Origin of the sequence: Mesorhizobium sp. 113-1-2, assembly GCF_016756475.1 — a bacterium.
Taxonomy (GTDB): Bacteria; Pseudomonadota; Alphaproteobacteria; order Rhizobiales; family Rhizobiaceae; genus Mesorhizobium; species Mesorhizobium loti_C.
This window is the reverse complement of record NZ_AP023242.1, coordinates 7,528,304-7,542,589: the sequence shown is the minus strand read 5'-3', so window position 1 is coordinate 7,542,589 and position 14,286 is coordinate 7,528,304. Positions and strand designations below refer to the sequence as shown.

Sequence of the window (14,286 nt, the reverse complement as noted above, 5' to 3'; positions counted from 1 at the left end):
GTGAAGAACTCGGAATACTTTGATTCCGTTTAACAATTTCCCCTGATTTCGGTTTTCGGATTGCCGAATTTCGTGGCTTTAGGCTGCGGTTTCCTGCAAATTGGATGCGCTTGTTCTGCGTGATTCGAGGCGATGACGAAGCAGCGAGGGAAGCGAACGATGCGACTGAAGGAACGGCGCGAGAGCGGCCAGACGGACCTGTTGCGATCCCGGCTCGACCACATCCTCAATATGGATCATGCGCTGGTGAAACTGGCCAAGACGATCGACTGGCGTTTCCTCGAAGAACGGCTGGGCGAGGTCTACGACGACGATCCTGGCCGGCCGCCTTTGCCGACCCGGCTGATGGCGGGATTGGCCATCCTCAAGTCGATGCACAACCTGTCCGACGAAAGCCTGTGCGAACGCTGGCTGGAGAATCCCTACTACCAGGTGTTCTGCGGCGAGGAGTTCTTCCAGCACCGCTTGCCTTCGATCGCACGTCATTGACGCGCTGGCGGCTGCGCATGGGCGAAGGGCGGCTCACGGCTCTGCTCCAGGAGAGCCTTGCGGCGGCGACCAGGTTGGGGGCGGCCAAGCCGTCGGACTTCCGCGCGGTAATCGTCGACACTACCGTGCAGGAAAAGGCCATCACCTTCCCGACCGACGCCAAGCTGATGCATCGCGCCCGCGAGCGGCTGGTCAAGCTGGCCAGGAAGCATGGCATTGCCCTGCGCCAGTCCTATGCGCGGGTCGGCAAGATCGCGCTGATCAAGCATCAGCGCTATGCCCATGCCAAGCAATTCAAGCGGGCCAACCGGCAACTCAGGCGCCTGCGCACCATGCTGGGCGCGGTGATCCGCGACATCACCCGCAAGCTTGCCATGCGGCCAGAGCTGATCCAGGTCTTTGCTCTGCCGCTGTCGCTGGCCCGGCGCGTCAGGGACCAGCGCCAGCGCGAGCGGGGCAAGAAGGTGTATTCCCTGCACGCTCCGGAGGTCGAGTGCATTGGCAAGGGCAAGGCCCACAAGCCCTACGAGTTCGGCGTCAAGGTCTCCGTCGCCACCCCGCTGCAGCGCAGCCGCGGCGGCCAGTTCGTCGCCCATGTCCAGACGCTGCCCGGCAATCCTTATGACGGCCACACGCTAACGACCATCATCCCGGCGATCGAGGACACCATCGGCGTCAGCCTCGGCAAGATCGTCACCGATGCCGGCTATCGCGGCCACAACGCGTTCCTCGCGAATGTAGTGGAACGGCCGCTCGACCTTGCCTCTCGTTTTGGCGCGGTAAGGCCGACACGCCTTGGGATGGAAACCATAGTGGCGGGCAAGATCGACGAGGGCACGGTTGTAGACGATGCCGCCGGTATCGCCTTCGCCGATCACAGCCGTCTTCATACGGTCGTAAAGCACGTCGCGAGGAGCGCCGCCTAGCGCCTCGAAAGCCCCAGCATGGCAGCGCAAGACAGTCGGCAGATCCTGGTGGACGACGAAGCGTGCCCAGATAAGGCGACTGAAGCCAAGCACCATGGAGAATAGCCAGACGATTCTCGGCGTGGTCGGCTCATCGGCAAAGACGACATTGAACTGGGCGAAGTCGACCTGCGCCTGCTCGCCGGGCGGGGTCTCGAAGCGAACCTCGTATCCACGCTCCGCCGCGGCAGGACGGACGTTGCGCAGGAAGTCGGTGACGGCAGTGTAGCCGCCGCCATAGCCGAGGTCCTTCAGTTCGCGGAAAAGCCGGCTGCCGGTGAGTCCGGGATATCGCCTGACGCGTTCGCGAAGATAGGCCGTGAAGGGATCGATCACCGCCTGACGCGGCTTGCGCGGTCCGTAGGCCGGAGCCTCGAGCCCGCGCGCAATGTATTTGCGCACCGTCTTGCGGTCGATCCCGCTCTCCCTGGCGATCGCCGACACCGACAGGCCCTGCCGATGCAAATCCAGTATCCATCATCATCTCCCCGATCTTGATCACCGAATCCCTCTCCCGACCATCAGGAGAAGCATCAACGATCACGCGCCGGCGACAGCGCTAAACTGGGGAGGATTCAAACGGCACTTCTGGGGAGTATGCACTTCTGGGGAGTATTGAGCCGGCATCGACAGTCGGCTATAACTTGTATGGGGCGATGATTGTCAAGCTTGGTTCGTGGTTCGTTTCCTCATCTTCCTGGTTCGGGCCAACTGGCGACCATCTCCTCGTCCCGACCTGCTTCGAACGGGCCGCCGCGTGCAGGGACGGTCAAGGGTGGGCCGCAGGCCCGATCGCACAGCGACTTGTCCTTGACGGTCACGAGCACCGGCGGCAGGCTTGCTGGGTCGGGTGAGTCCCTTTCTTGTAGGGGCCAAACAGCCGACGATGGATTCCGAGGCGAGCTCGCCGAGCCAGGCGCGGAGGTCGCGCGGCAGACTTGTATGCGGTAGATCCCCCGTGGATCTGAACCATGATGCAGCATGCGCATCGGTGGCGAAGCTCCGGGGCGACGGGCCCATTCTTCAACACGGTCTGTAAAACACCATTTTGTAGCGCGGGTCACCGCCACCTCGGATCGTCATCGGCAGACCCTCTGCTAGAGGGGGCCCGCCAATTGTGCCTTGTTCTCCTCTTCCCACGTGCTGTCACGCCGCGCGCAAACTGACGCCTTGCGGCACCTCGCCCGCGGTGACGAGACACCACAGCGCGATCAGCAGCTTGCGGGCCAGCGCTACGATCATCGTCTTGTGCGTGGTCTTGCGGCCGTCGTTCGTGCGCCCTGGAACCATTGGGCCAGGGCACTGTCCTTTTGGAAGCGCAGAAACCGCCAGGCCAACTGGATCATGCCGCGCCGCACGCGGGCATTGCCGGCGCGTGCCAGCCCTTTCTCGCGGCGGCGTTTGCCGCTCTCGTCCGGCGACCCCGTCAGCCCGGCATAGCGCGCCACGGCGCGGCGATCGCGCAAGCCGCGCGACAGGATCTCGTGGACCAGCATGTCCGCCGTCTCGACGCCGATGCCGATAATCCGCGCGATGAGGCGAACCATCGCATGCGGGCCGTTTTCCGCCGCCGGGATGGCCGAGAGCTTGCGCTCCCGTTCCTGTTCAATCGCGCGGATCTGCTGGCGCACCAGGCTGAGCCGCTCGAGGAAGCGGTGGACCTCGGCGCGGGTGTTGTGCGGCAGCGCCGTCCCCTCAGCCGTGCGGATATCCTCGAGCCTATCCGCCGCGCTGCGCAGGCTCAGCCGGAAGCTGTGGATGCCGAAGCGGGCGAGCACCGCCTTGATGCGGTTGATAAGCCGCGTCTGCTCGCCGACCAGGCTCTCCCGCTCGCGGCTCGGCCGTCGCGCGTCCTCCTCTTCGATGGTCGGGATCGCAGCCATGGAGCAATGGCGTTTCTCGCCGCGCAGCCAGCCAAGAAAGGCACGCATCAACAGTTCGGCGTCGAGGCGATCGGTCTTGGCGCGGCGGTGCTCGCGCGACACCGCAACGCTGGCGGGATGGATGGCGTAGGCCTCGATGCCGTGCGCCCGCAAAAAGCGCGCCAACCAGAAGCCGTCGCCGGCCGCCTCATAGGCGACGGCGATCCGCTTGATCGCGTGCCCGGCCTGGCCGGCTTCGTCGCGCCAGCGCTGCAACAGCTTCAACAGTGCTGGCGCATCGGCATCGAGCTTCTTGAGCGGCTGGCATTTGAGACCGGAACAAGCGCGGCAACCAGCCACTTCGCCTTGCTCATTTCGATGACGGCGATGATCGTGTTATTCTGCTCAAGAGCGGTAAGGGACCGGCTTGCGTCAAAAGATTGCGACATGGGGACGCTCCTTCTGCTGGATGTTCTTGGAGCGCCGAAGGATGCCACACCCTCGCGGCTCGCCCCATATCATCTTCAGCCTCCTGCTCAACTGGCTGAGGCTTTTGTGTGCCTTCTTCCTGGCGCTGTTCGCCACCCCCGCAGCGCCGCCGATCCAGCCACGAACAGCCTAATCACCGCTCTGGACGATCCAACCGGCGCACGCCCATTTACCAGCCCAGTCTTTCCGGCCCTGATCGCAACCGCCGTCAGCGAAATCGACCTTCTTCACAGCCGACTCGACAGTGTCGGCGACACAGTCGAATCTGGTTCAGCGAGCATGACTTATCATCGGCCAAGAGGTTCTTCAGAAAAGCGCTCGCACGTCATGGCCGGCCCGACCGCGTCGTCATCGATGGTTAGCCAGACCAACCAGAAGGCCATCGTTTCCTGTGACATCACAAATCGCTTGCAGGACCGTTTCGGCGTCGGCTGAAGCCGATCCGGAACCGCAAGAGTAAATACCGGAATGACAGGATCGAACAGGACCATCGGCGCATCAAGCGCCGATCCCGTCAATGCTCGGCTTCAAATCACCAGCACCAGCCGCGATTATCCTAAACGGCATTCAAATGGTTCACACGATGCGTCAGCGACAGGCGAGGTCCGCCTTCGATCCGAATCCATCCCTAGCCGAGCAGCGTCAGACCTCTTTGCGCTCCCATTCAGCCGTTGCAACAAGACCCGCGCGTGCGATGGCGCGCTCCGTCATGGCCTGGACATGCCTTGACTTACAACTTCTCTGATCCGGCGCATCGAGAATCTCTTGGTGGCATCTTGAACGAGGCATCCTGTAGACTGGCTGGGTTGTTGTCAGCCAAAGCGTCCCGCACCTCCGAACGGGTGCTCACGAGTTTGAAATCCGTGCTCACGATCCCCCGAAATACGCAAGCATGCTGCCGGAGCTATTGCAGAAATTTGTTAGAATTTTAACTAAGGAAGGCGCATTTTAGGAGTTATAGTCCCGCACGTTTGTTGTGGGTGCGGCTTGATTACAAGTGCCCACTCAGAAAAGGATTTTTCTCATGCGCATCCTAGAAACGCCGCGCCTAATACTAAGGCCGCCGTCGCATAGCGACGAGCTTTTTTTACGTGGACTTTATAGCGATCCGTTCGTGGTAAACGCCGTCCTGGATGGGGTCTATCCGACGATAGAGCAGTCGAAAGCGGAACTGCTTCGCTTCATCAATCATTGGCAGCACAATCGTTTCGGCCTGTGGATGGTGTTCGTCAAAGTTCAAGGCCAACCCAAAGAATTCGCTGGCTATTCTGGATTGGCGCACAGCGGCCCGAATCTGCCCGAAGATCCAAGTAACGTGGAACTCGCACACTGCTTCCACCTTGCGGCCTCGGGGAAGGGGATCGCGCCCGAGGCCGGCAGGGCAGCAGTTCGATTTGCTTTCGAGCACCTGGAGCTTGAGAAGGTCACCGCATTCATTGACCCAATGAACACACGTTCGCTTCGCGCAGCTCCGAAAGTGGGGCTTTGCTATGTCAGAGACAGGATCTACAAGAACACGATGATGAGATACTTAGAAGCGTCTCCTATGACCGCTGTAAAAACTGAGAAGTTACTTGTTTCGACCCACACCGCTCCAGGGCTTATCCCAGATCAGTAATGGTACGATCAAACGGCGTGTCAGTGCGCTGCTTTGCTTAGTTTGGATGCTGGCACAATTGATAGCACCGACGGGCCCGAGGCGATCGGTGTTCCGACACAGGATCTGGTCTTCGACCGTGGCCCGATGGGAACGGCATTCTCGAGATGCTTATTGATGCTACGGCCCCGTGGAAATAAAATCTTCTGTAAGCTGAAATTGGTGCTGCCTGGAACACAGTCGATCGATGGTCCCCGTGAAGAATTTCGGAAGCGACTGATTTAGATAGAAATTCAGCTGATTTCCAGATCTCGATTTTGCCGGAAATCGCGGCCTTCGTGGGTGGATTGTTGCAATAGAATTTGTGGTTTCACTGCCTAGTGAAGTGATTCGCTGCATGTCGCGGTGAATCGGAGAGCCAGGGAGGATGTGTTGCAATGCGATTACCGAGCGTTCCAATCGGCGCAAGCGTAGCGTGACCGGGAAGTGGCTAACAGCTCGCCGGTCCGAAGCATCGCATGCATGATCATTGTCAGCTTGCGCGTTGAAGCTGAAAGAACGGCTAAATGTTTGATCCCGGACTTTGATGGGGCATCCTTACACTACTTTGGCAGGTTTTTAGGGGCGGGCGAGTTTTTGGAATTCCCAAGAGAGAGTTTGCGTGATTCATGGGAGGTCGGCGTATGGAGGGCCGATCAATGGACGTGGACTGGCAAGCCGATCTCGAGCACTGGCTTCAACCGTTTTTGGCAGGTCTTTCGCATCCAGCTCGGCGCCGGATGTGTCCGCTGTACATTGCCGGTCTGATCGGGCCGGGCGACCGTAAGAGCGTACAACCGATGGCCGCGCGAGCGGGCGATGTCGGCTACGATCAGCTTCATCATTTTGTCGCGGCAGGGGTTTGGGACAGCGCTCCGCTCGAGGCCGCCCTGCTGAAGGAGGCAGATCGCCTGGTCGGCGATGAGGCGGGTTTTCTCGTCATTGACGACACAGCGTTACCGAAGAAGGGACAACATTCGGTTGGTGTCGCGCCTCAATACGCTTCGTCGCTTGGCAAGACATCCAACTGCCAGTCGCTGGTGTCGGTGACCCTGGCCTCACGCGAAGTGCCGGTGATGGTGGGCCTTCGGCTCTTCTTGCCCGACACCTGGACGAATGATCCCGAGCGGATGATGCGGGCGCGCGTCCCGAAGGATCGACAGGTCGCTCTGACAAAGCCGGAGATCGCCATCGAAGAGATCGATCGTGTCATCGCCTCCGGCGTGCGTTTCGGCTGCGTGCTTGCCGACGCGGGCTACGGGTCGAGCAGCTCTTTTCGTCAGGCTTTGAGTGAGCGCGGTCTGCTGTGGGCTGTAGGACTATCGCGACGCCAAAACGTCTATCCGGCCGATGTTGATCTGATCTTCCCGGTCGCGACCACAGGCAGGCGCCGCCAATATCACATCCCGGACCAGCCGCCGGTCTCTGCCGAGGTGATGCTGTCTGGTGAGAGATGGCACAAGATAAGCTGGCGGCGCGGCACTAAAGGTCGGCTGACATGTTTGTTTGCGGCTCGCCGTGTCCGCGTTGCGGATGGTCATAAGCACCGGATGCTCGACAATCGCATGCAATGCATGCCAGGCGACGAGGTCTGGCTCGTCGGCGAACGCCGGTCGACTGGCGAGCAAAAATACTATGTGTCGAACTTACCGGCCGATGCGAGCCTCAAGATGCTCGCCGCCACGATCAAGGCGAGGTGGGTCTGTGAGCAGGCACATCAGCAATTGAAGGAGGAACTCGGCCTCGACCACTTCGAAGGCCGATCATGGACTGGATTACATCGACACGCCTTGATGACCATGATCGCCTACGCCTTTCTCCAAGCCCGCCGCCTCAAAGCAGCGGGACGGAAAAAAAAGAGTCGGCGGACCACCGCCACAACCGAGCATGCCAGCTGTTAGACAAGCAATTCTCGACCTCTTCACGCGGCCGCCGCCCCGCAGATGTCCTCACTGTGAGAAGCTGCTCGCAGACGCCGTCAAACCTAAACTGCCAAAGTAGTGCTTATCTTCCGAATCAAAGGATGCGCTATGGGCCAGGTTCTGCATGGGAGCGCCACAACGACAGAGGCGGTCCGTCGAGCGATACAGCATAGTCAAGAGAGCCTGAGGACGCTGGCCAGGCGCTACGGGATCAACCAGAAGACGGTTGCGAAGTGGAAGAGGCGAGCTTCGGTCGCCGATCTACCGACTGGTCCGAAGGAACCGAGATCGACGGTGCTCTCGATTGAGGAGGAGGCGGTCATTGTCGCTTTCCGCCGCTACACGCTGCTACCGCTCGACGACTGCCTCTATGCGCTTCAAGCGACCATCCCGCACCTGACGCGGTCTTCATTGCATCGCTGCCTGCAACGCCATGGCATCGGCCGGCTCCCGGATGTCGAGGGCGACAAACCGGCGAAGAGGAAATTCAAGAGCTACCCGATCGGCTACTTCCACATCGACATTGCCGAGGTCCGGACCGAGCAGGGCAAGCTGCACATGTTCGTCGCCATCGACCGCACCTCGAAGTTCGCCTTCGTCGAGTTGCACGAGAAGGCCCCCACAGCCGTATCAAGAGACTTTCTACTGCGGTTGATCGCGGCCGTGCCCTACAAGATCCACACCGTGCTTACCGACAATGGCATCCAGTTCACCACCCCCGGTGCCGGTGGCTCGGCGGTGCCGCTGATCAAGGAGGCAATCGCCAATGGCGAGATCTTCCGCGCTCACGCCTTCAAATACGCCTGCGCTAGGAACGACATCGAGCACCGCACGACCAAGGCCAGGCATCCGTGGACCACTGATGTGATCGACAAGAGCCTTTTTGATAAATCTGCGCTATTCTCCTGTCGCGCACGGACGACCGCGTGGCGAAGAGCAGGGTCCGAGGTGAGAGCCCTGCCGCGCAGCTTCTATCGTCGCACCTCGTTTGCGGCATCCGTGCGCGCCTTTCTCGGGCCTCGCGGGTTCCAACCGGCGACGAAGCGGGCATAGGCGCTTTCGGCCTGCTCGACCCAGCGCCGCTCTTCTTCCCGGTGGCTCTTGATGTTGTAGGCGTGCGCGGCCCCCTTTTGGCCGCGCACAGCCTTGCCCGACTTGAACAGTAGCGGCGGAACAAGGTGGCAACTGGCTCTGTAAGCTGTTGATTTTGCTGATGCGGGTTTTCGGCGCGCAAGATTTGTAGTGAAAACATTTATGGGTTACTTATTGTTTTGATTGATCTTTAGTGATTCTCACTGCACAATTCCGGCATGTTCGTGGTCGAGAAAGTCGCGCGAGGCCATCGCTACCTATATCTCGCCGAAAGCGTGCGCGAGGGCGGCCGGGTTCGCCAGCGGCTGATCCGGCCGCTGGGACGGAAGGATCAGCTGCAGGCCAGCGGCGAGCTCGATCGGCTGGTGGAGTCGCTGGGCCGGCACTGCGAACGAAGCCTGATCTTAAATGACATCGACACCGGCGTGCTGAGCGCGATGCGCATCGGCGGGCCGCTGTTGTTCAGCCGTCTGTGGGAGCGGCTGGGGATCGCAGAGGTTCTGGGCGATCTGCTGAAAATCCGCGGCTTTGAGTTCGCCGTCGAGCGGGCGGTGTTCGTCAGCGTCCTGCACCGTCTGTTCGTGTCGGGGTCAGATCGGGCCTGCGAGAACTGGATGGCCGATTACAAGATCGGCGGCATCGAGGGCCTTCAGCTGCATCACCTTTACCGGGCGATGACCTGGCTGGGCGAGGAGATCGAAGAACAAGCCGAAGGAGGCCTGGGTCCAAGGTGCGTGAAGGATCTGATTGAGGAACAGCTGTTCGATCGTCGCCGCGACCTGTTCACTGATCTGTCCCTGGTGTTCATGGATACAACCACCTTGTCGTTCTACGGAGAAGGCGGGGAGAGTTTAGGTCGGCATGGCCACTCCAAGGATTATCGCCCCGATCTGAAGCAGATGGTGCTGGCGGTGGTCATCGACGGCCAGGGCCGTCCGATCTGCACGGAGATGGTTGCTGGAAACACCGCCGACCTCACGGTGCTGTTGCCCATCGTCGATCGGCTGCGCGACCGCTTCAAGGTGGGACGGGTCTGCGTGGTGGCCGATCGCGGCATGATCTCGGCGGCGAGCATCGCGGCGCTGGAGGCGCGGAAGTTGGAATACATCCTCGGCGCCCGCGAACGCTCCAGCGTCATCGTGCGCGATCTGGTGATGAACGACGAGCAGCCGTTTACGCCGCTCTTGGTCGAGCGGGTCAAGGGCGAGACCCAGCTGTTCGTCAAACAGGTCAAGCTCTCCGGCCAGCGCTACATCGTCTGCCGCAACGAAGCCGAGGCCGAAAAGGACAAGGCCGATCGCCAGGCGATCGTGGAGGGACTGCAAAAGCAGCTGAAGAAAGGCGACAAGGCGCTGATCGGCAACAAGGCCTATCGACGCTATTTGAAGTCAGTCACCAGAGACGCCTTCGAGATCGATCTCGGCAAGCTGGCCCAAGAGGCCCGCTATGACGGGATCTTCGTCTTAAGGACCAACGCCAGGATCACGCCCCTGCAAGCGGTCCTTCGCTACCGCGACCTTCTGCAGGTGGAGGTTCTGTTCCGCCGGGCTAAGGCGCTGATGCGCACCCGGCCAATCTATCACAGCTCGGATGAGGCGATCCGCGGTCACGTGTTCTGCTCGTTCCTGGCTCTGCTGCTGCAGAAGGAATTGGGGGATCTTTGCGCCGCCAAAGGCTTCAGCGTCGAATGGGGCGATCTGCTGCGCGACCTGGACCGGCTGCAGGAGGCCACGATCGAGAAGGATGGCAAGCGCATCACCACCCGAACCCACGTGAAAGGCCAAGTCGGGTCCGTCTTCCAGGCCGCCGGCGTCGCCCTGCCGCAAAATATCCGCGAACAGGCCGCTTGAGCGGCGGCCCAAACCCGCAAAATGTAGTGCAAACACCCGTTCTCGCGCCTGCAACGCATTGAACTCACAACGCTTTTAGAATCTCACTGTTGAAGTAGGGCCTTGCTCCCGGCCTTGAGTTCCACATCGCGCAGCTTCTTGGCATGCAGGGAGGGTCGAGCCCACGCGTAACTCTCGCCCTTCATCAACAGATGCCAGATCACGACAGAGAGTTTGCGTGCGGTTGCGACGGCCGCGACATGCTGGCCGCGCCGGGCTCGCACGCGCAGGAAGAAGGCTCGCAACGGTCCGGGAGCACGAGCGGCCGCCCAGGCCGCCTCGACGAGCATGCCGCGCGCATGACCACGGCCCTGCTTGGTGATCCGCCCATGGTAGGCCGGACCTGGCCCGGACTGTCGGACGCTTGGGTTCAACCCGAGATAGCTCACGAGCTTCTGCGGATCGTCGAAGCGCGACACGTCGCCGATCGCCGCCTTCATCGCCAGCGCGACGGTCATGTCGACGCCGGGAATGGTCATCAGCCGCTTCACGCCTTCATCCGCGAGAGCCGAGCGGGCAAGATCGCGTTCGATGACCTGGAGGTCTTCGCCCAATCGGTCGAACTCGCGCAGATGCCGATCGATCGCGAGGCGCTCGTCCTGCGGTACGACCTGCTCGCTCAACCATGACCGGCCCTTAGTGCCGCACAGGTCGGCATGCGGGCAGGACGGGATCAGGTGGCTATGAAGGATCGACTGGATGACGTTCTTCAATCGAGATCTCTGTCGGACTGCGGATTCCGACGATGGCGCGCATGTATTCCGATCTGATGCCGCGCAGCGTTCCGATCTGATCGCGCGCAGGTGGAGCACCTGATCGTCGGGGAAGATGTCACTGCATTTGCGGTTCGGTCAAGCGGCAGCGGAGATGATGGATCTGCGCATGGATTCGCCGTTGAGTTCGAGCCGGTGAGCGTTGTGTACGAGGCGGTCGAGGATGGCATCGGCGTAGGTGGGATCTCCGATCAGATCGAACCAGCGGGCCACCGGGAGTTGGCTGGTCACCAGCGTTGAGCGACGCCCGTACCGGTCTTCGAGGATTTCGAGCAGGTGGTGACGGGCATTGCCGTCGAGCGGTTCGAGGCCCCAATCGTCGAGGATAAGGAGATCGACCCTGGCCAGGCTTTTCATGCGCGCGGCGATGCGGCCGTCGCCCTTGGCCAGGGACAGGTCATCGATGAGCCGCGGCAGTCGGGTGTAGAGGACCGAACGGTTGTCACGGCAGGCCTTGTGACCGATGGCGCAGGCCAACCAGCTCTTCCCGACCCCGGCCGGCCCGACGATGGCCAAGCTCTCATGGGCGGCGATCCAGTCGCCCTTGAGCAGCTTGTCGAACAGCCGGCGATCGAGACCGCGCGCAGCACGGTAATCGACATCCTCGGGCACGGCATGGTGGCGTAGCCGCGCATGACGAAGGCGGAGCGCAAGGCGCCGGTCATTACGGTATGTCGCCTCGTGATCGAGCAGCAGGGCAAGCCATTCGGCGTGGCTGAGGTTGTCGGCATCGCTGTTGCTTTCCAATTCGATGAACGCATGGGCCATGCCGGCCAGGCCGAGTTGCCCCAGCAGTTCGAGTGTCGGATGTTTGAGCATTGTAGTCCTTTCAGTTGTAATATCCGGAGCCCCGGATGTTGGTGTGGAAGATCGGCGTGTGGTCCGAGGCTTCGCGCGCCGGAACCTTGTCGAGCCCCTTCTCGAGGATCGATTTGACCGAGGGATAGTTGCGCGCCTGGATCTCCAGCGCGCGCCGCGCGGCCGCTTCCAGGCGTTCGGCGCCGAAGCGCTTCGCTAGCCCGATGATGCCGAGGCATGAACGGTAACCCTGCTCGGGATGCGGCCGATCCTCGATGATCTTTTCAACCAGCAACGACAGCATCGGCCCGATCCGCGCCGCTTCCTCCCGGATCTTCACGGGCGTCCATTCACGGTAGCGCCGATGGCTCGAGGGCATATGTTCGGGGATCGTCGTATGCCGCCCGTTGCCGCTGCCACGCATGTGCGCGGCGATGCGTTCGCCATCGAGGAAGATTTCGACGGTGCGTGTGGTAATTCGAGCCTCGACCTCGCGGCGGGCGAAGCGCCAGGGCACCGAGTAATGGTGGTGCTCAATCGCGATGTGATAATCGAGTCCGACTCGGCAACGCTTCCACTCAGCGTGGACCCACCGTTCCGCCGGCAGCGGCTTGAGGTTCGGCGCGTCGATCTCCTCGAACAGCTGGCGCCGCGTTTTGCTGAACTGGCGAAGCACCCGTGTGTCGTTGAGATCGGTGATGCATTCGGCGACCGCCGCGTTCACCTCGGCCAGGCTGTAGAAGATCCGGTTGCGCAAGCGGCCCAGGACCCAGCGTTCGACAATGCCGACACAGGCCTCGACTTTCGCCTTATCGCGTGGCTTCCTCGGTCTTGCCGGGAGCACCGCCGTGCCGTAATGACGCGCCATGTCGGTGTAGCTGCGGTTGACCATCGGATCGAAGTGACACGCCTTAATCACCGCGACCTTCGCGTTGTCCGGGACCAGAAGATGGGCCACGCCGCCGAAGAAGGCGAAGGCGCCATTGTGCGCCTCGATCCAGTCCGCGAACTGCTCGGTCCACGTCGCGCAGGCAAATGACAAGCTCGATCCGCCGAGCACCGCCACAAACAGATGGGCATCGCGCACCTCACCGGTCCGGCGGTCGACCACAACCGGCACCGTGTCGCCGGCGTAATCGACAAACATCTTCTCACCGCCCGCGTGGCTCTGCCGCATCGTCAGAGGCAGGCGGCCCTCCCAGCGCCGGAACAGGTCACACCAACGGCTGTAGCGATAGCCATCCGGGTGGGCGGCGACATACTCTTCCCACAGAACCTGCAGCGTCACATGCTTGCGCTTCAGCTCACGTGCTACCGCCGACCAGTCCGGTTCCGGCTGTTTGCGCCGGCCGGGCTTCATCCCAGGTAAGCCGTATAGGCAAGCTTCCAGGTCGGCATCGCTCATCTCGGCCGGGACCGGCCAGTTCAGCCCGGAGCGTGCAAACCGCTTCAGCATATCCCGGACCGTCGTCGGCCCGACCCCGGCACGCTCGCCAGCCATCCGCGTCGATAGCCCCGCTTCCAAGCTCAGACGTAAAATCTCGCGCACGTGGCGCATCCTAACCCTCCTCGTCGGCATCCATTCCTCCGGTCGTTGCCCGACCGGAACATGCCCCAAGGATCACGTTCTCCTAACTCCGAACTGCGCGCGATCGTGTCGGAATCCCGCGCGGGTAATTCTCGGAATGCTGCGCGCCATCAGTTCGGAATGCCGCGCGCGATCAAATCGGAACGGTGCGCGCGATGATCTCGGAATCCGCAGTCGGACAATCTGATTGCGCCGTGTCACCTGTCGACGCAGAGCCTGCGTCGGCTCATCCGGAATCCAGACTTCCGGCAGGAAGCCGCTGGCATAGAGCTGCGCCAGAACGCTGGCATCGATCGTGTCCGTCTTGATCTTGGCATAGGCGATGATGCGCACCTGCTTGGGGTTTGCGATCACCACTTTCTTCACATGCGGCGCGACAACCGCGGCGGCCGAGGACGCGTTGCCCGTCGCCTCGATCACCACGACATCATCCAACGACAGCTTTGCGGCGAAGGCATCCAGCAGATCGCGCCGCATGTCGACACGACCCAGCCGCCTGAGCCTGCCGTCCTCCCAAGCTACCGCCTCGGCGAAGGCGCGATGGATATCCAGTCCGATGATGCGCATGCCCGTTCCTCCTTCTTGGCTCGGTCAAAGACGGGAGCTGGCGGGCAACACGACATCTACTGATCCGCGCTCGCAGCGCATCCGGGAAAGTCGCGAGGGGCGGCCATGTAACGAGCTCGGGCTCTCAGCCCACGGTCTATTGACGGCCTGCCTGCACCTTCGTGCTCCCGGTGCCCCACGTCCTGGATGGGCTCACCATAAGGCCGTTCCAAAACA

Annotated in this window: 5 protein-coding genes and 7 pseudogenes; 6 read left to right on the top strand and 6 right to left on the bottom strand. The window is 61.5% G+C overall.

The genetic code is table 11. The features are described 5' to 3' along the window. Window positions 1–159 precede the first annotated feature (159 nt). Window positions 160–1,214 (top strand): annotated as a pseudogene (locus JN279_RS36225) (IS5 family transposase); the annotation flags it as partial. Here JN279_RS36225 and istA (JN279_RS36220) read toward each other — a convergent pair. Together istA (JN279_RS36220) and JN279_RS36215 are read right to left on the bottom strand one after the other, a co-directional pair. Next, window positions 1,203–1,956 (bottom strand): annotated as a pseudogene (gene istA / locus JN279_RS36220) (IS21 family transposase); the annotation flags it as partial. The pseudogenes JN279_RS36225 and istA (JN279_RS36220) sit on opposite strands and share 12 nt — an antisense overlap. A 736-nt stretch (window positions 1,957–2,692) precedes the next feature. Beyond that, complete coding sequence (locus tag JN279_RS36215) at window positions 2,693–3,601, bottom strand: IS110 family transposase (protein WP_244734313.1); 909 nt, start codon at window positions 3,599–3,601, stop codon at window positions 2,693–2,695. 429 nt (window positions 3,602–4,030) lie between these two features. Between JN279_RS36215 and JN279_RS36210 the strand changes: the two are divergent. The 5 genes and pseudogenes from JN279_RS36210 to JN279_RS36190 form a co-directional block, all read left to right on the top strand. Beyond that, window positions 4,031–4,445, top strand: a pseudogene (locus JN279_RS36210) (DDE-type integrase/transposase/recombinase); the annotation flags it as partial. Window positions 4,446–4,829: 384 nt separating this feature from the next. Continuing rightward, the gene (locus JN279_RS36205) at window positions 4,830–5,423 is read left to right on the top strand and encodes a GNAT family N-acetyltransferase (protein ID WP_202351550.1); all 594 of its coding nucleotides are present in this window, start codon (window positions 4,830–4,832) and stop codon (window positions 5,421–5,423) included. A gap of 640 nt (window positions 5,424–6,063) precedes the next feature. After that, a pseudogene (locus tag JN279_RS36200) lies at window positions 6,064–7,342 on the top strand (IS701 family transposase). Between the two features lie 129 nt (window positions 7,343–7,471). Further along, a pseudogene (locus JN279_RS36195) lies at window positions 7,472–8,221 on the top strand (DDE-type integrase/transposase/recombinase); the annotation flags it as partial. A gap of 452 nt (window positions 8,222–8,673) precedes the next feature. Beyond that, window positions 8,674–10,305: an IS1634 family transposase gene (locus JN279_RS36190; protein ID WP_202351548.1), complete on the top strand. Its 1,632-nt coding sequence runs from the start codon at window positions 8,674–8,676 to the stop codon at window positions 10,303–10,305. A gap of 98 nt (window positions 10,306–10,403) precedes the next feature. Here the strand turns inward: JN279_RS36190 and JN279_RS36185 are convergent. From JN279_RS36185 to JN279_RS36170, 4 genes and pseudogenes are all read right to left on the bottom strand, one after another. Further along, window positions 10,404–11,075: pseudogene (locus JN279_RS36185) on the bottom strand (IS110 family transposase); the annotation flags it as partial. A 120-nt stretch (window positions 11,076–11,195) separates the two neighbouring features. Further along, entirely contained in the window at window positions 11,196–11,936 is a 741-nt protein-coding gene (gene istB / locus JN279_RS36180; RefSeq protein ID WP_202295168.1) for an IS21-like element helper ATPase IstB, read from the bottom strand. Between the two features lie 10 nt (window positions 11,937–11,946). Continuing rightward, entirely contained in the window at window positions 11,947–13,473 is a 1,527-nt protein-coding gene (istA, locus tag JN279_RS36175) for an IS21 family transposase (RefSeq protein WP_202350295.1), read from the bottom strand. 198 nt (window positions 13,474–13,671) lie between these two features. Continuing rightward, window positions 13,672–14,070 (bottom strand): annotated as a pseudogene (locus JN279_RS36170) (IS110 family transposase); the annotation flags it as partial. Between the last annotated feature and the right edge of the window lie 216 nt (window positions 14,071–14,286).